The sequence below is a fragment of the Microbacterium sp. NPDC089698 genome (assembly GCF_044749045.1).
GTDB lineage: Bacteria > Actinomycetota > Actinomycetes > Actinomycetales > Microbacteriaceae > Microbacterium.
In genome coordinates, this window is sequence record NZ_JBIVHE010000006.1 from 188,571 (window position 1) to 205,632 (window position 17,062).

At 70.2% G+C, this 17,062-nt stretch carries 13 protein-coding genes; 9 read left to right on the forward strand and 4 right to left on the reverse strand.

The annotated features are described in order from the left end of the window. The first annotated feature begins 24 nt into the window (after positions 1-24). Positions 25-1,167 carry an epoxide hydrolase family protein gene (locus ACIPY5_RS16270; protein WP_400972454.1) on the forward strand — a complete coding sequence of 381 codons (1,143 nt, stop codon included), beginning with the start codon at positions 25-27 and terminating at the stop codon, positions 1,165-1,167. A 129-nt stretch (positions 1,168-1,296) separates the two neighbouring features. Next, complete coding sequence (locus tag ACIPY5_RS16275) at positions 1,297-1,770, forward strand: S-ribosylhomocysteine lyase (protein WP_400972456.1); 474 nt, start codon at positions 1,297-1,299, stop codon at positions 1,768-1,770. A 180-nt stretch (positions 1,771-1,950) separates the two neighbouring features. Here the strand turns inward: ACIPY5_RS16275 and ACIPY5_RS16280 are convergent, their stop codons facing one another. Beyond that, a complete protein-coding gene (locus ACIPY5_RS16280; protein ID WP_400972458.1) occupies positions 1,951-4,962 on the reverse strand; it encodes an alpha-mannosidase in 3,012 nt (1,003 codons plus the stop codon). 91 nt (positions 4,963-5,053) lie between these two features. On the opposite strand from ACIPY5_RS16280, the gene ACIPY5_RS16285 reads away from it, so the two are divergent. Together ACIPY5_RS16285 and ACIPY5_RS16290 are read left to right on the forward strand one after the other, a co-directional pair. Further along, positions 5,054-6,076 carry a LacI family DNA-binding transcriptional regulator gene (locus ACIPY5_RS16285; RefSeq protein ID WP_400972460.1) on the forward strand — a complete coding sequence of 341 codons (1,023 nt, stop codon included), beginning with the start codon at positions 5,054-5,056 and terminating at the stop codon, positions 6,074-6,076. Positions 6,077-6,195: 119 nt separating this feature from the next. After that, positions 6,196-6,681, forward strand: coding sequence for an adenylyltransferase/cytidyltransferase family protein (locus tag ACIPY5_RS16290; RefSeq protein WP_309342608.1), 486 nt, complete (start codon positions 6,196-6,198; stop codon positions 6,679-6,681). A gap of 12 nt (positions 6,682-6,693) precedes the next feature. Here ACIPY5_RS16290 and ACIPY5_RS16295 read toward each other — a convergent pair whose 3' ends face one another. The 3 genes from ACIPY5_RS16295 to ACIPY5_RS16305 are packed head-to-tail and all read right to left on the reverse strand — an operon-like array spanning position 6,694 to position 10,774. Further along, complete coding sequence (locus ACIPY5_RS16295) at positions 6,694-7,995, reverse strand: sulfatase-like hydrolase/transferase (protein WP_400972462.1); 1,302 nt, start codon at positions 7,993-7,995, stop codon at positions 6,694-6,696. After that, entirely contained in the window at positions 7,992-9,350 is a 1,359-nt protein-coding gene (locus tag ACIPY5_RS16300; protein WP_400972464.1) for a glycosyl hydrolase, read from the reverse strand. The genes ACIPY5_RS16295 and ACIPY5_RS16300 overlap by 4 nt, the downstream gene beginning before the upstream one ends. Then, a complete protein-coding gene (locus tag ACIPY5_RS16305) occupies positions 9,347-10,774 on the reverse strand; it encodes a sulfatase (protein WP_309342602.1) in 1,428 nt (475 codons plus the stop codon). The genes ACIPY5_RS16300 and ACIPY5_RS16305 overlap by 4 nt, the downstream gene beginning before the upstream one ends. A 172-nt stretch (positions 10,775-10,946) precedes the next feature. Between ACIPY5_RS16305 and ACIPY5_RS16310 the strand changes: the two genes are divergently transcribed. From ACIPY5_RS16310 to ACIPY5_RS16330, 5 genes are read left to right on the forward strand one after another with little or no spacing between them, the layout of a single operon-like run. Continuing rightward, a complete protein-coding gene (locus tag ACIPY5_RS16310) occupies positions 10,947-12,242 on the forward strand; it encodes an extracellular solute-binding protein (protein WP_400972467.1) in 1,296 nt (431 codons plus the stop codon). Positions 12,243-12,271: 29 nt separating this feature from the next. Next, complete coding sequence (locus ACIPY5_RS16315) at positions 12,272-13,243, forward strand: sugar ABC transporter permease (RefSeq protein ID WP_309342597.1); 972 nt, start codon at positions 12,272-12,274, stop codon at positions 13,241-13,243. Then, positions 13,240-14,223, forward strand: a complete 984-nt coding sequence (locus tag ACIPY5_RS16320) for a carbohydrate ABC transporter permease (protein ID WP_309342595.1) — start codon at positions 13,240-13,242, stop codon at positions 14,221-14,223. The genes ACIPY5_RS16315 and ACIPY5_RS16320 overlap by 4 nt, the downstream gene beginning before the upstream one ends. Next, the gene (locus ACIPY5_RS16325) at positions 14,220-15,704 is read left to right on the forward strand and encodes a family 20 glycosylhydrolase (RefSeq protein WP_400972470.1); all 1,485 of its coding nucleotides are present in this window, start codon (positions 14,220-14,222) and stop codon (positions 15,702-15,704) included. The genes ACIPY5_RS16320 and ACIPY5_RS16325 overlap by 4 nt, the downstream gene beginning before the upstream one ends. A gap of 5 nt (positions 15,705-15,709) precedes the next feature. Then, positions 15,710-16,963, forward strand: coding sequence for a hypothetical protein (locus ACIPY5_RS16330; protein WP_400972472.1), 1,254 nt, complete (start codon positions 15,710-15,712; stop codon positions 16,961-16,963). Positions 16,964-17,062: the final 99 nt, after the last annotated feature.

A 17,062-nucleotide genomic window follows, 5' to 3' on the forward strand; every position in this document is an offset into this window, starting at 1 on the left:
TAATAGGCTCATAGTGTCGGAGACATGAACAACACCGCAGCCCTCGCCCTCCGCCCGTTCACCGTCTCCGTCACCGATGCCGAGATCGCCGATCTGCAGGACCGCCTGGCCCGCACCCGGCTGCCGCAGCCGGCGCCCTCCGACGACTGGAGCACCGGCACCCCGAACGACTACCTCCGCGAAGCGCTCGCCGCCTGGCGCGCCTTCGACTGGCGCGCCGCCGAGGCGCGCATCAACGCGATCCCGCACTTCGTCGCCGAGATCGACGGCCAGGACATCCACTTCCTCCACGTACGCTCGGCGCACGGGGGCGCGACGCCGCTGCTGCTCGCGCACACCTACCCCGGATCCTCCGTCGACTACCTCGACGTGATCGACCGCCTCGTCGACCCCGTCTCCTACGGCGGCCGCGCGGAGGACGCCTTCGACGTCGTCATCCCCGATGCGCCGGGCTACGGCTTCTCGCAGCCGGTCAGGGAGTCTGGATGGACGGTCGCGCGCGTCGCCAGGGCGTACGACGCGCTCATGCGCGGACTCGGCTACGAGAGCTACGGCGTGCACGGATCCGACAACGGCGCGATGGTCGCGCGCGAGCTCGGTCTGCTCGCCCCGGAGGGCTTCCTCGGCCTGCACGTGCTGCAGCTGTTCTCGTTCCCCTCGGGCGACCCGAGCGAGTTCGAGCGCCTCGAGCCGGCCGACTACGCGGGGCTCGAGCACATGCAGTGGTTCCAGTCGGTCGGCGGCTACAACACGATGAACGCATCCCGCCCGCAGACGGTCGCCGTCGGGCTCAGCGACTCCCCGATCGGACTGCTCGCCTACAGCGAGCTGTTCAACAGCTTCGGCAACGGCACCTCGCTCGTGCCTCTGGAGAAGATCCTGCTCGAGGTCAGCGTCAACTGGTTCGCGAACGCGGCGGCGGGCATGAGCCGCAGCTACCTCGAGAACGCGCAGGCGCAGGCCGAGCCGCAGGTCAATCGCGCGCGCACGGGCGTCGCGGTCTTCAAGGACGACTTCCAGACGATCCGCGTCTTCGCGGAGCGCGACAACGACAACATCGTGCACTGGAGCCGCTTCGACGAGGGCGGCCACTTCGCCGCCCTGGAGCGCCCCGACCTGCTCGCCGGCGACATCCGCGCGTTCTTCGGGACGGCAGGCGACCTCTGAGCACCCCCGCCGCCGCCGGCGACCGTCATCGTGTTGCAGGCGGCGGCCCCCGTCGCGGGCGGGCGGGGTAGCCTCGGATCCGGGTCGGATCCGGCCCCCCGTCCGTCTGTCACCCGAAGGAGATCCGCCATGGCCGAGGTCGAGAGCTTCACCCTGGACCACACCGCCGTCAAGGCGCCCTACATCCGTCTCATCGGCGTCGAGCAGGGGCCGAGCGGCGACGAGATCTCCAACTTCGACGTGCGCTTCGTGCAGCCGAACGAGGGCGAGATCCCCACCGCGGGGCTGCACACCATCGAGCACCTGCTCGCCTCGCTCCTGCGCGACCGCGTCGACGGTGTGATCGACATCTCGCCGTTCGGCTGCCGCACCGGGTTCCACCTCATCACGTGGGGGCGCCCCGAGGTGCCCGCGCTCGTCGACGCGATCACCGACAGCCTGCGCTTCATCGCCGAGAAGGCCGAGTGGAGCGATGTCCCCGGCGTGAGCGCCGTGGAGTGCGGCAACTACCGCGACCACAGCCTGCACAGCGCCCGCGAGTGGTCCGCGCGGATCCTGGAGCAGGGCATCAGCCGCGACGCGTTCACCCGCGTCCTGGGCTGAGCCGCCCGCCCGCGCCGCGCGCGCCTGCGCACGCTGCTCCGGGCGCACCCGGATACGCCGACGCCCCCTCTGCGCACCGACGCCCCCTCCCAGGTGCGTGTGTGGGAGGGGGCGTCGGTGCTGTGAGGGGGCCTCGACGAGAAGCCCCGCGCGCCCCGCTGTGCGGGCAGGCGGCGCGCGTCAGGCCCGGGGGATGCGCAGCGTGCGCACCTCGAAGGGGCGCAGGGACAGCGCCTCGCCGGTGCGCGGGGACTCCAGCTCGTCCTCGATGAGCGAGACCTCTCTGATCCCGCCGTGCGCGAAGCCGACCGACAGGGATCCGGACGCGCGGCGGCCGAGCGACTCGTAGACGCGCACGATCACGTCGCCGGAGCGGTCGTCGGCGAGCTTCACGCTCGACACGACGATGCCCTCGCCGGACACGGCGACCAGCGGCTCGACCTCGTTCGCGCCGCGGACGACGGTCGGCGGCGCGTTCAGCGCGATGCCCTCCGCGGTCGCGATCGCGGCGTCGGCGCCGATCACGAGACCCACCTGGATCTCATGCCGCCCGTGGTCCGTGTCGGGGTCGGGGAAGCGCGGGGCGCGCAGCAGCGAGAGGCGCACGGTCGTGGTGACGTCGTCGCCGTCCGCGTCGCGCGTGGTGTCGAAGCCGTAGATCGAGTCGTTCACGAGCGCGGCGCCGAAGCCGCCGTCCTCCTGCACGAGCACGAACCGGTGCATCGAGATCTCGAACTTCGCGGCCTCCCAGCTCGTGTTCACGTGCGTGACCCGGCGCTGGAAGCCGAACTGCGTCTCGGCGGACGTCTCCCGGGCGAAGACGTCGAGGGGGAACGCGAGCTTGAGCAGCTTCTCCGTCTCGTGCCAGTCGATCTCGGTGCGGAGCAGCACCGTGCGGGATCCGGGACGCAGGGTGATGGTCTGCCGCAGGGAGGACTCCGAGAACGGCCGCTCGACCACGATCGTCGCGACGCCGTGCTCGACCGACGCCGAGATCGACGACACCGCCACGAGGTCCTCCACGCGGTTGCGGTAGTACTTGTCGATGTCCCACGCGTCCCACATATTCGGGAAGTCCTGGTGCAGCTGGAACAGGTTCGCGGGCCTGCCGGCCGGGATCGTCTCGCGACCCGACGCCTTGTCGATCGCCGAGGTGATCAGGCCTTCGGGCGAGATCGTGACGACGACCAGGTCGTTCTCGAGCCGGAAGCCGGATGCGGACTCGGCGAGGGAGACCGGTCCGGCCGTCGGGGCGGAGGCGGCGCTCGCCCCGAGCACGGTCCCGCCGCCGACCGACGTCGGGGTGAACACGAGCTCGAGGTCCCCGTCGCCCGCGAGCGCCGTGCGCGCCGCCTCGGACAGCGCGCGGGCCTCGTCCCGCACCCCGGAGAGCACGGAGACCGCCTCGCGGTGCACCCACGCGATCGAGGTGCCGGGCAGGATGTCGTGGAACTCGTGCAGCAGCACGGTCTGCCACAGCCGGTCCAGCTCGTCGTGCGGGTAGGTCGCACCGAGGCGCACGGCCGCGGTCGAGGCCCACAGCTCGGCCTCGATGAGCGCCTGCTCGGCCCAGCGGTGCAGCGCCTTCGTGGCGTGCTGGCTGGTGAGCGTGCCGCGGTGCAGCTCGAGGTACAGCTCGCCGACCCAGACGGCCGGATCCGGGAGCTCCGCCTTCGCGGCGTCGAAGAACTCGTCGGGGTGGATCCACTCGACCTGGGCGGATCCCTCGAGCGAGGCGAGACGGGAGGCCTTGCCGGTCATCTCCCGGGTCGTCCCGCCGCCGCCGTCGCCCCAGCCGACCGGGGCGATCGAACGCGTCGCGACGCGGTTCTCCTTGAACTGGCGCGAGGCCTTGGCGACCTCCATCCCGCTCAGCTGCGAGTTGTAGGTGTCCATCGGCGGGAAGTGCGTGAAGATCCGCGATCCGTCGATGCCCTCCCAGTCGAAGCTGTGGTGCGGGAACACGTTGCGCTGGTTCCACGAGATCTTCTGCGTGAAGAACCACTCGAAGCCGGCCCGGCGCATGAGCTGCGGCAGGGCGGGGGAGTAGCCGAAGCTGTCCGGGAGCCACACGCCCTTCGAGCGGATCCCGAACTCGCGCTCGAAGAAGCGCTGGCCGTGCGAGAACTGCCGCACGAGGGATTCGCCGGTCGGCATCACGGTGTCGGACTCGACCCACATGCCGCCCAGCGGCAGGAACCGGCCCTCGGCGACGGCGGCCTTGATCCGGGCGTAGACCTCGGGGCGGTGCTCCTTCATCCAGGCGTACTGCTGCGCGCTGGACATGCCGTAGCGGAACTGCGGCTGCTCCTCGAGCAGGGTCGTCATCGACGACGTGGTGCGGGCGACCTTGCGCACGGTCTCGCGCAGCGGCCACAGCCAGGCCGAGTCGATGTGCGCGTGCCCGATCGCGGCGATGCGGTGCGCGCTCGCGTCCGCCGGTGCGGCCAGCACGTCGGCGAGCTGCGCCCTGGCGTCGCCCGCGGTCTCGACGATCCGCTGCAGGTCGAGCACGTCGAGCGCGTCGTCGAGCGCCTGCAGGATCCGCATGCGCCGCGGGCTGGTCTCGGGCAGCTCGGCCTGGAGGTCGAGCAGCACCTCGAGGTCGAGGGAGAGCTCGAACACCTCGGTCTCGAAGACCGCGAGATCCATGTGCCGCACGCGGTAGAGCGGATCCGGCGAGGAGGTCAGGATGTCGCCCTCCTGCGTCGGCAGGAAGGGGTGGTAGTCCAGCAGCACCGGGTTGGAGGCGCCCTCGAGGAACAGCTCCACGGCCTCCTCGCCCTCGGCCCGCTCCGCGACCGGGAGCCACTGGTTGCGGGGGTTGAGGCTCTTCACCGGGACGGGCTCGCCGTCGGCGCCGACGCGGTAGGCCAGGGCCTCGCACTGGAAGCCGGTCATGTTGATGTCGAAGCCGAGGTCGACGAGCGCCTCGACGCGCTTGCCGGCCCACTCGGCCGGCACGGTGCCGCGGAGGCGGAACCACGTGGTGCCCCACGCGGGACCCCACTGCCGGCCGGCGGCGAACGGCGCGTACTCGAGCGCCAGGCCGTCGGCGGGTGCGATCGGCTCGCCCGGAAGGACGTGCGCGGCGACCTCCAGCGGGATGCGGGCGGAGTGGACGGCGGGGCGCACGCGCTCGCCGAGCACGCGGGTCACGCGGCCGACGGTGAGCGAGGTCTCTTCGTGCACGGGGGTGCTCCTTCGCGGTGCGAGAATGTCAGAACGCCTGGGGAGATCCTCTCCCACAGGGCTAACTAAAACGATCTAGTACGGTGAGTCTATGTCACAGGCGAAGCGCATCACCATCGCCGATATCGCCCGGCTCGCGGGAGTGTCCCCCGGCGCGGTCTCCTTCGCGCTGAACGGGCGTCCCGGTGTCAGCGAGCAGACGCGTCAGCGCATCCTCGACATCGCCGAGGAGCACCAGTGGCAGCCGAGCTCGGCCGCCCGGGCACTGGTCGGATCCCGTGCCGGCGTCGTCGGCTTCGCGGTCAACCGCCCGGCCCGCACCCTGGGCACGGAGGCGTTCTTCACCGACCTCATCGCCGGGGTGCAGTCGGCCCTGGCCCAGCACGGCGTCGCCCTGCAGCTGGTCGTGGTCTCCTCGATCGAGGAGGAGATGGCGACCTACCGGCGCTGGCGCAGCGCGAACCAGGTCGACGGCGTGATCGTGATCGACCCGCGCGACGACGATCCCCGTCTGGCGCTGCTGCCCTCGCTGCCGCTGCCGGCCGTGGTGATCGGCAGCAGGGACACCGCGGGGGATCCGCCCGCCATCTGGCTCGACGACGAGGCCGCCGCGCACGCGCTGTTCGACTACCTCGCCGCGCTCGGGCATCGGGAGATCGCCTATGTCTCCGGACCCGCCGAGTTCCAGCACACCCGCATCCGCGCCGACGTGCTCGCAGCCCTCGCAGCACGGGAGGTCGCGGGCGAGACCTTCGTCACCGACTTCTCGCCGGCGGCCGCCACGGCCGCCACCCGGACGCTGCTCAGCCGCGCGGCGAGGCCGACCGCCGTCGTCTACGACAACGACGTGATGGCGATCGCGGGACTCAGGGTGGCGCAGGAGATGGGCGTCGGAGTGCCGCAGGCGCTGTCGGTGGCGTCCTTCGACGACTCCGTCGTGACCGGGCTCGTGCACCCGTCGATCACCTGCCTCACGCGCGACACCTTCGCGCTCGGCGAGCAGGCCGCGGCCTTCCTCCTGGAGCGGATCGGATCCGCGGATCCGCTGCCCTCCCGCCGCGGCACCGCGCCCGCTCTGACGATCCGCGAGAGCACCGCCGCCCCCCGGCGCTGATGCGCGGAGAGCGCGGGCGCGCGTCTCCCCGGCGCCTCGGTGCGGCGTCGGGACGGGCGCCCAGCGGCCGCTCCGGACCGTTCGATAGAGTGCTCTGGGCCGACGAGAGGAATTCGCTGATGACGCCGGACGCCGTGAACGTGAAGAAGCACCAGGACTACAACCCGGGGCCGCGCGTGGGGATCACCTTCTCCACCTTCGACCTGCTGCACGCCGGGCACATCATGATGCTCGCCGAGGCCAAGCGGCAATGCGACTACCTCATCTGCGGCCTGCAGATGGATCCCACCCTGGACCGCCCGGAGAAGAACGCTCCCACCCAGACGGTGGTCGAGCGCTACATCCAGCTGCGCGGCTGCGAGTACGTCGACGAGATCGTCCCGTACTCGACCGAGCAGGATCTCGAGGACATCCTGCGCTCCTTCAAGCTCGACGTGCGCATCGTCGGCGACGAGTACGAGGACCGCGATTTCACCGGCCGCGCGTACTGCGAGGAGGCCGGGATCGAGCTGTACTTCAACAGCCGCGACCACCGGTTCTCCAGCTCCGGCCTGCGCAAGATCGTCGCGGCCAAGGAGGCCGAGCGGGTCAACGGCCAGGGCTGACCCGCCCGGCGCTCACAGCCAGGGCGCCGGGTCCCAGCCGAAGCCGCGCGCCCACTCCTCGAGTTCGGCGCGCAGCGCGGCCGCGATCTCGGGATGCTGCGCGGACAGGTCGACGGCCTCCGCGGGATCCTCGTCGAGGTTCGCGAGGACGCTGGCGCCGAGCACGAACGGCCCGCCGAGGTGCTCCCGGGGCGAGGTCGTGAGCTTCCACGGTCCTCGGCGGGCGGCCAGCTGGGGGCCGTACTCCCAGAACAGCGTGCGCTCCGCGGGAAGCGGTTCGAGCGCCGTGAGCGCGCCGAGGACGCTCGTGCCGTCGGCGTCGGGCGAGGCCGGGGCGCCGATCGCGTCGAGCACGGTGGGCACGATGTCCGTCATCGCACCGGGCTCGGTCCACTCCGCCCCCTGCGGCAGGGTGCCGGGCCAGGAGATGATCGCGGGCACCCTGATGCCGCCGTCGAACAGCGAGCCCTTGTTGCCGCGCAGGCCGCCGGTGGATCCGCCCTGGTAGTCGATCTCCTCGCCGTTCAGCCAGTTGCGGCTCTCGGTGGAGGGGCCGTTGTCGGAGGAGAAGAACACGATCGTGTCGTCCGCGATGCCGGCGGCGTCCAGCGCGTCCAGGATGCGGCCCACGCCGTCGTCCATCGCGGCGATCATGGCCGCCATGATGCGGCGATCGTCGGGCAGGCCGGGGAAGCGGTCGACGTACTCCTTCGGCGCGTGCATCGGATAGTGCGGGGCGTTGAAGGGCACGTAGCAGAGGAACGGGTCCGCGGCGTTCGCGCCGATGAACTCGGCGGCCTTCTCCGCGATGACCTCGGTGAGGTAGCGGCCGTTGTCGTAGACCTCGCGCTCGTCGTCCCACAGGTCGTGGACCGGGTTCTGGCCCTGACCCCAGTAGAAGATGTGCGAGTAGTAGTCCACGCAGCCGGCGAGGAAGCCGAAGTGCTGCGCGAAGCCCCGGTCGAGCGGACGGTACCCGGACGCCGTGCCGAGATGCCACTTGCCGAAGATCCCGGTGCGGTAGCCCTCGTCCTGCAGGCGGGAGGCCAGCGTCGGCTGCGCGGGGAGCCCCGGGGTGCCCCTCTTGCCGCCCAGGATCTCCTGCACCCCGGCGTGCACCGGGTGACGGCCCGTCAGCAGCGCCGCGCGGGACGGCGAGCACACGGGCGAGTTCGAGTACCAGTTCGTGAGGCGCACGCCGCGCGCGGCCAGCCGGTCCAGCTGCGGCGTGAGCACGTCGTCGCCGCCGAAGCAGCCGACGTCGCCGTAGCCGAGGTCGTCGGCGTAGATCACGACGACGCGGGGCCGGGTCATGCGGAGACCTCCGCCGTGTCCTCCGCACCGTCGACGACCGTGTTGTTGGATGAGTAGATCCCGGATCCGGTGCTCAGATCGGGACGGATCAGATCGGTGATCCCCCGGGCGGTCAGGGCGGCCGGGTCCTCCGCGGTGCGCGAGGTGACGAAGGTCGTGTCGAGACCGGTCTCGCAGGCGTCGACCCACGCCTGGAAGATCGCGCCCCCCGGGCTCATCGCCGCGCGGCTGACCGGGATCTCGTCCGCATCGACGTCGATCACGATCGCCGTCGTGCGGGCGGGCGCCAGCTGCCGCGCCCTGAGGTCGGGGATGATCTCCGCGAAGCGCCGGCCGATGGGCTTGGCCTCGCCCGCCTGGTCGATCAGGCCGAGGGAGTACTCGAGCTCGGGGTAGTCGGCGAGTTCGCGCCCCACGTCGTGGGAGCACCACCAGGTGACGCCCCAGAGGTTCTCGGTGCGGGCCGCGGCGCGCACCGTCGCCTCGAGGAAGTCGGGGGTCTGCTCGGGCGTCAGGCAGTTCGACGGGGCGCCGACCTCCTGCAGCCAGACCGGACGCTGCGGATCCGTCGCGAAGGCGCGGGACAGCTCGATCATGTACTCGGCGTGCCGGTCGCTCGCCGCGCTCCGCCCGCCGTAGCGCTGGGCGGTGCCGTTGAAGATCCACGAGTGCACGGTCGTCATGGCGCCGATCCTGCTGGCGTGGGCGGGCACGAAGCCGTGGCCGTCCATGTACCAGGCCGCGTCGTACTCGCTGTGCACGTGCGGAAGCCCCGGAGCGGAGCGCTCCGCCGCGTCCAGCAGGGTGGTGAGCCAGTTCGCGGCCTCCTCAGGCGAGACCGGCCACGGGTGCGGGTGCACGGCCGCGGAGAACTGGTTCACCTCGTTGCCGAGCGTGAAGCCGAGGAAGTTCGGGGCGTCGCGCAGTGCGGCGCCGAGGCGCTCGACGAGCGCGACCTGTCCGCTCAGCGCGAGGGGGTGCGTGAACATGTTCTTGTCGTGCCAGGTGAACAGCCACGACGGGATGAAGTCGAAGCTCGACAGGTGCCCCTGGATCACGTCGACGCTCGCGTCCATGCCGAACTCGGCGGCGACGTCGACCACGGCGCGCACGTCGGCGACCGCCTTCTCGCGGATGAGGGTGCGGTTCGGCTGCAGCACCGGCCAGAGCGGGAAGATCCGCACATGGTCGAGTCCGAGGGCGGCGAGCCCGGCGAAGTCGCGCCGCACGACGTCGAGGTCGAGGTCGAGCCAGGAGTGCATCCACTCCTTCGACGGCGTGTAGTTCGCGCCGAACCGGAGCGGGGCGGCTCCGCTCGGAACGCGGGGGAGTGCGGCGTCGGTGCCGAGGGTCATCGAGTACGTCCTTCCGGGACGGGCTGGCGCGGGTGGGGAGAATCGCCGAGCTCCTGCTGGAGATCCCACAGCTTCAGGGTCAGCTCACGCCGGATGCCGGCGTATGCGGGATCGAGATGCACGCTGGTGAGCTCGTACGGATCCCTCTCGAGATCGAAGAGCTCCCACTCCGGAGGATAGGACGTGTCGCCCGTATTGGGCAGCCCCATTCCGTCGGCGTAGTAGTAGATCAGCTTGTAGCGGTCGGTGCGCACGCCGTAGTGCGCCCAGACGTGGTGCATGTGGTCGTCGTGCTCGTAGAACCGGTAGTAGTGGGCGTCGCGCACGGGAGTCGGATCCGGCTCGGTCAGGAGCCCTACGAGGCTGCGCCCCTGCATCCCCTCAGGCGCGGGGACTCCGGCGAAGTCGAGCAGGGTCTGCGCGATGTCGACGTTCGAGACGAGCGCCTCGGTGCTCCCGCCGGCCGCCACGCGGGCCGGGTAGCTGAGCACGAGCGGCATCCGCAGCGATTCCTCGTACATGAACCGCTTGTCGAACCAGCCGTGCTCGCCGAGGTAGAAGCCCTGGTCCGATGCGTAGATCGTGACCGTGTCGTCGAACCGGCCCTGCTCCCGGAGGAAGCCGGTGAGCGCCTGCACGCCCTCGTCCACCGCCGCCACGCAGCGCAGGTAGTCCTGCATGTAGCGCTGGTACTTCCACACCGCGCGCTCGGCGTAGCCCAGTTCGGCGGGCGGATCCTCCTTGAGGTCGATGTCGGTGAGGTAGTCCGCGATGCGCATCGTGGCGTGATGGGCGGGCGTGCCGCGGCCGTCGTAGTCGTCGTCGAAGGTAGGCGGCAGCGGGATCGGATCCGTGAACAGATCCGCGTGCCGCGGGTGGGGCAGCCAGGGGCGGTGCGGGGCCTTGTGCCAGACGAGCACGCAGTAGGGCTCGTCGCCCTGCGCCTCCATCCACGCGAGAGCGTGGTCGGTGATGATGTCGGTGACGTAGCCCTCGGAGCGCACCGGGCCGTCCGGCGTGAAGAACTCGGGATCGAAGTACTCGCCCTGGTCCGGCAGCACCTCCCAGTGGTCGAAGCCGACCGGGTCGTGCTCCGGGCCATGGCCGAGGTGCCACTTGCCGAACATCGCGGTGCGGTAGCCCGCGGCCTGGAGCGCCGTGATGAAGGTCTCGTGGTCGTTCGTCAGGTGCGTGGCGAGCGTGGTGACGGCGCTCGTGTGGCTGTAGGTGCCGGTGAGGAACGCGGCGCGGCTCGGCGTGCACAGCGCGTTCTCCACGAGGGCGCGGTCGAAGCGCATCCCGGCGTCCGCGATCGCGTCGATCCCCGGCGTGGTGTTCACCGCCGATCCGTAGCAGCCGATCGCATTCGAGGCATGGTCGTCGGTCAGCACGAACACGATGTTCGGGCGACGGGGACTGCTCATCGCGTTCCTCCTTGAGTCGCTGAAGGGATTTGGTCCACCTGGTCGTCGGTGTGCGGTGTTGTTGGACGACACCGCGTCCTTGTGGCATGCTAGGCACACTATATCGTTTTAGTGATGGGATGCCAGCGCCGGCCGGCGATGCACCCGGGACACTTCGAAGGAGAACACGTCCATGAAGATCCGATCGACTATCGCCGTCGGCATCGCCGCGGTCGCGGCGCTCGCCCTCACCTCCTGCACCCGGGGAGGGGCGGCCTCCGGAGGAGGAGCCGCCGACGGCGAGATCAAGGGAACGGTCACGTTCCAGACCTGGTCTCTGAAGAACGACAAGTTCTCGCCGTACTTCGAGAACATCGCGAAGAGCTTCGAGAAGGAGCACCCTGGCGTCACGGTCAAGTGGATCGACCAGCCCGCCGACGGCTACGAGGACAAGATCCTGCAGCAGGCCGAGTCGAACGAGCTCCCCGACGTCGTCAACCTGCCGCCGGAGTTCGCGCAGGAGCTCGCCAAGGCCGGCCAGCTCGTCGACCTGAAGAAGGACTCGAAGGTCATCGGCGACTACGTCGACGGCGGCGTCGCGGCCTACACCTACAAGGGGCTCGAGGGCACCTACGCCTTCCCCTGGTACCTCGGCACCGAGCTGAACTACTGGAACATGGATCTGCTCGGCAAGGCCGGCCTCACCGCTCCGCCGAAGACCTTCGACGAGACGCTCGACGCCGCGTCGAAGCTCGGCAAGCTCGGGATCGCGACCCTCTCCGACGTGCCCAGCCCGAAGTCGATGCAGATCGACATCAGCGACCAAGGCAAGACCTTCGACTTCGTCAAGGACGGCAAGTTCGTCTTCGACACCCCCGAGGCCGAGGCGATCGTGGAGCGCTACGCCGAGCTGTACAAGGAGGGCGCGGTCAGCCCCGAGGCGCTGCAGAACGCCGGCACGGCCAACGCCAACGTCGACAACTTCAACAAGGGCAGCGTCGCGTGGACGACCGCCGGCCCGAACTACATCGACAAGAACCTCGCCGTGAACTCGCCGGCGCTGCTCCCCTCGGTCAAGGTGACCGGCGGGTTCGGCGAGCCGCCGCTGTTCGTGCAGGGCATCAGCGTGTCGAAGAACGCGAAGAGCCCGGCGGCCGCGATGGCCTTCGCCGAGTACGTCACGAACGACGCGAACCAGATCGAGTTCATGAAGCTCGCCGCCGGCTTCTTCCCCGGCACCAAGAAGGCCAACGAGGATCCGTCCGCCTTCGCGGGCACGGCGCAGAACGCGGAGCAGACCCAGGCGACGACCTTCGCGGCCGCGCAGATGGACAAGGCCCGCGTGCCCGGCGCACCGGGCAGCGGCTACGTCGACTCCATGGAGAACTACGCCAAGCAGCAGATCGCACTCGCGATCAAGGGCGACATCTCCGCGAAGGACGCGCTGAAGAAGTCGCAGGACTACGCCAACCAGAACGTGTCCAAGTGACCCGATGAGTGAGAGGAGGGGGTGAGCAGATGAGAAGACAGCGCTGGTACACGCCGTACCTGCTGGTGCTGCCGGGTGTGGTCTGGGTGCTCGTGTTCGCCCTGTGGCCGTTCCTGAACACGGTGGTGCTCGCCTTCACGGACGCCCGCCCCCTCCGTCCCGTCACCTTCGTGGGGCTGGACAACTTCACCCGCCTCGCGAGCGACGAGCGGTTCGGGTACGCGCTCACCACGTCCCTCGTGTACGTGGTGGTGTGCGTGCCGCTGCTCACCTTCCTCCCGCTCCTGCTGGCACTGCTGGTGCGGGCGAAGATCCCCGCGATCGGGTTCTTCCGCACGACGTTCTACTTCCCGGTGATCGCCTCGGCCGTGGTCGTCGCGATCGTGTGGGAGTTCCTGTTCTCCAGCACCGGCACGATCAACTCGGCGCTGCGGTTCTTCGGCCTCGCAGACCGGCCGATCGAGTTCCTCTCGGACCGCTGGCTGCTGATCTTCTGCGCGATCGGCCTGACCGTGTGGAAGGGGCTCGGCTACTACATGGTCGTATACCTCGCCGCCCTCGGAAATGTCGGGCGCGAGCTGCACGAGGCGGCCGCGATGGACGGCGCCGGCGCCTGGCGCCGGTTCTGGTCGGTGACCGTGCCGGGCGTCCGCGGCCCGATGATGCTCGTCTCGGTGCTCATCTGCGTGGCCGCGATGCGCGTCTTCACCGAGCTGTTCATCCTCTCCTCCGGATCCGGCGGCCCCGGAGGCCGGTCGATGAGCATGGTCATGCTCATCCAGTCGATGGGCAAGGGCCTGAACGGGCAGATCGGCTACGCCTCGGCGATCTCGATCGTGCTGTTCCTGCTGACCCTCGTCCCGCTCACCATCGTCGGCATCGCCAACAACGGCGAGATGATCCGCGACGCCCTTGCGGGCCGTCGCACCCGTCGCGACCGGCGCGCGCAGCAGCGCGCCGAACGCCGCGACGCCGCGGACCGTGCGGAGGTGACGGCATGACTTCCTTCCAGACCCCCGGCAGCGCCGGCGTGATCGAGGAGCAGGCGACGACGGCCCTCCGGTCGACTCCGGAGTCGGCCCGAGGCGGCCGCGGCGCCCGTCCGCCGCGCTCGCGCGAGAAGGCGTACCGCACCCGCGGATCCGCCGACATCATGAAGCCCTCGCTGGCCGGGCTGATCGGCAAGTACGTGCTGCTGGTCGTCGTCCTCGGGATCATGGTGTTCCCGTTCCTCTGGCAGCTCTCGACGTCGTTCAAGGGATCCGGCGAGAACATCTACGGATTCCCGCCGAACCTCATCCCGAGCGCTCCCACGCTCGACCACTACGCGGAGGTCTTCCGCACGATCCCGGTGCTCGACTACGCCCGCAACTCGCTCGTCGTCGGCGTCGGCACCGTGATCACGAACGTGATCTTCGCGACCCTGGGCGGCTATGCGCTGGGATGCCTGAAGTTCCGCGGCAAGGGGATCGTCATGGCGATCTTCTTCTCCACGCTCCTGCTTCCCGGCGAGGTCACGCTGACGAGCCAGTACCTGACGGTGAAGTCGCTCGGGCTCGCGAACACCCTGTGGGGAGTGTTCCTGCCCGGGGCGATCGCCGCGATCAACGTGCTGCTCATGGCCGCCGCGTGCCGGATGATCCCGGCGGACACCCTGGACGCCGCCACGATCGACGGCGCCAACACCCTGCAGCGCCTGCGCCACATCGTGTGGCCGAACATCCGCGGCATGGTCTCGGTGGTCGCGCTGTTCGCGTTCATCGGCGCCTGGGACGAGTTCCTCTGGCCGCTCGTGGTGCTCTCGGATCCGGCGAACTACACGCTCACGGTCGGCATGAACTACCTGAACTCGAACTTCGGATCCAACCCGCGGGTGATCGCGGCCGGCACGATGATCGCGCTGGTGCCGATCATCATCCTCTTCGCCGTGCTGCAGAAGCAGTTCTTCAAGGGCGTCGAGGAGGGGAGCGTCAAGGGATGACGGATCCGGCCCGGTGGAGGGCGCTCCCGCAGCCCACGGCGTTCGAGCCGGCGGGCGGGTGGTGGGAGCCCGAGCGGGTGCGGGTGATCGCCGTGAGCCGGGGTCTGCACCGCGAGGCGGAGCGTCTCGAGGGGGAGCTGCGGGCCTGCGGGATCGCGGCGGCCGCCGGCGTCTCGGATCCCGTGATCCGGCTGCGGCTGAGCCCGCTCGCGCACCGGGACCCGGCCGACGAGTCGTTCGCGATCGACGTGGAGGACGACGTCGTGGTGACCGCGGCCTCCGCGGCCGGCGTGTTCCGCGCGACCCGGCAGCTGCTGCACAACCTCCGCGCCCAGGGCGCCGTGCCGCGCGGGATCGTGCACTCCGCGCCGGCGGTCGCCGAGCGCGGGCTGCATCTCGACGCGGGCCGCAAGCACTATCCGGCGGAGTGGATCCTCGCCCAGCTGCACGCGGCCGCAGACGTCGGCGTCAACGTCTTCCAGTGGCACTTCTCCGAGAACCCGGGATTCCGGCTCGAGTCCTCGGCCTTCCCCGAGATCGTCTCGGACGAGCGGATCAGCCGCGCCGAGGCTGCGGACATCGTCGCGGCGGCCCGAGACCTGCACATCGACCTGATCCCGTCTCTCGACATGCCGGGCCATCTGCAGCACGTGCTGACGGCTCACCCTGAGCTGCGGCTGCCGGAGGCGCCGGGCCTCGAGACGGATCACGCCCTCGACATCACGCGCGAGGATCCCGTCCGCTTCGCCCTCGCCCTGATCGACGACATGATCCCGGTCTTCCCGCACAGCACGCGCTGGAACCTCGGCGGCGACGAGTTCGTCGACTTCGACCGCATCGCCGAGTTCCCCGCGCTCGAGACGGCCGCCGCGGCGCGCTACGGTGAGGAGGGCACCGGGTTCGACCTGCTCACGGCCTTCGTGAACCGCGTCGCCGCGCACCTGCGGGAGCGCGGTTTCGAGGCGCGCGCCTGGAACGACGGTCTGCTGCGCAGCGCGTGCGAGCGGCTGGATCCCGAGGTCGTGCTGACCTGGTGGACGAACTGGAACGCCGGGATGCGCCCGGTGGCCGACGCCGTCGCCGCCGGCCACCGGCTGGTCAACGTCAACGATGCGATGTTCTACTACGTGCTCGGCGAGAACGCGGGCTACCGCTACCCGACCGCGGATCGCATCTGGGCGGCCGACTGGCATCCGGGGCTCTTCCCGGCCCTCTGGGGGCCGGAGGGGCAGAGCACCGTGCGGCAGGAGCTGGAGCGCCCCTATCCCGCGCTGCTGCGCGGAGCGTCGTTCGCGGTGTGGTCGGACCGGCCGGAGGCGCAGACCCCGGCCGAGGTCGCGGAGGGGATCCGCGGACCGCTGCGCGCGATGGCGGAGCGGTCCTGGAACGCGGGATCCGCTCTGTCGCGGGAGGACTTCGCGGCGCTCGACGTCGCGATCGGGGAAGCCACCCCACTCGAAGAAGAGAGAAGGCACGTATGACACGCATGAAACGCACGACAGCCGCCGTCGGACTCGGCGCGCTCATCGCCGGAGTCGCCGTCCTCGGAGCGCCGCCCGCCCTCGCCGCGACGGGATCCGCATCAGTCGGGAACACCTCGCAGTGCTCGGCCGAGCCGCTCACCATGGCGTACTACCGCACCTGGCGCGACGTCACGGTGCCGCAGAGTGCGAACTCGAACCTGCCCGATCCCAACGTCACGCGCATGACGGACCTTCCGCCCGAGGTCGACGTCGCGATGGTGTTCGACGCCGGCGCGACGGCCGGCACCGACTACTGGCGCGCCCTGCGCGACGAGTACGTGCCTGCACTGCACGCGCGCGGAACCAGGGTCGCGTACACGCTGTGGATCGACAAGCTCGCGAAGGCGGACATCCCGCTCACGGACCAGGCGTATCGCGACTACGCGCAGCAGCTCGTCGACACGTACGTGACCCCGTACGGCCTGGACGGCATCGACATCGACGTGGAGTCGTACCCGACCGGTGACGACCTGACCAGGGCGATCGGCGTGTTCAACGCCCTCGGCGACATCATCGGCCCGACCTCCGGCTCGGACAAGATCCTCATCTTCGACACCAACCAGAACGGCAGCACTCCGCTGTTCACGGCGGTCTCGTCGAAGGTGTCCTACGTGCTGCTGCAGGCCTACGGCCGCGGCACCGCGGGCATGCAGTCGACGTGGAACACCTTCGCCGACAAGATCGCGCCCTGCCAGTTCCTGCCCGGGTTCTCCTTCCCCGAGGAGCAGGACCGCACGCACTGGGGCGACGCCGAGGGGATCTACGACCCGGCGACGGCGCCAGGATCCACGGCCTACAAATACGCGACCTGGCAGCCGCAGGGCGGCACCAAGGGCGGATTCTTCGCGTACGCGGTCGACCGCGACGGCAAGGTGTGGGGCGACAACAGCATCACGCCCACCTCCTTCACCTGGATGAAGAACCTCTCCGCCGTGCAGGACGATGCCGCGGGCATCGCACCGAAGGCGACCACGGCCGCGCTCGCCGCGGACCGCATCACGATCCGCGGCGTCGGAGCCCCCGGCGCCACGGTGAGCGTGAAGGTCACCGGCCCGGGGAGGATCCCGACGGCGGCCTCCATGACCGCGGCCGTGGACGGCAGCTGGACGCTCGTGCTGAACCGCAAGCTGACCGAGCCGCAGACGGCGACGATCACGCAGAAGCTGCCGCACACGGGAGCGTCCGCCCCGACCACGGTGCGCTTCGTCGGCGACTGACCGGCGTCGGCACCAGAACGGCGCGGGATCCGGCCCGAGGGGGAGGGTGGCCGGGTCCCGCGCTCTGTCCGGCGGGGGGATCCCGCAACGCGGCGGATA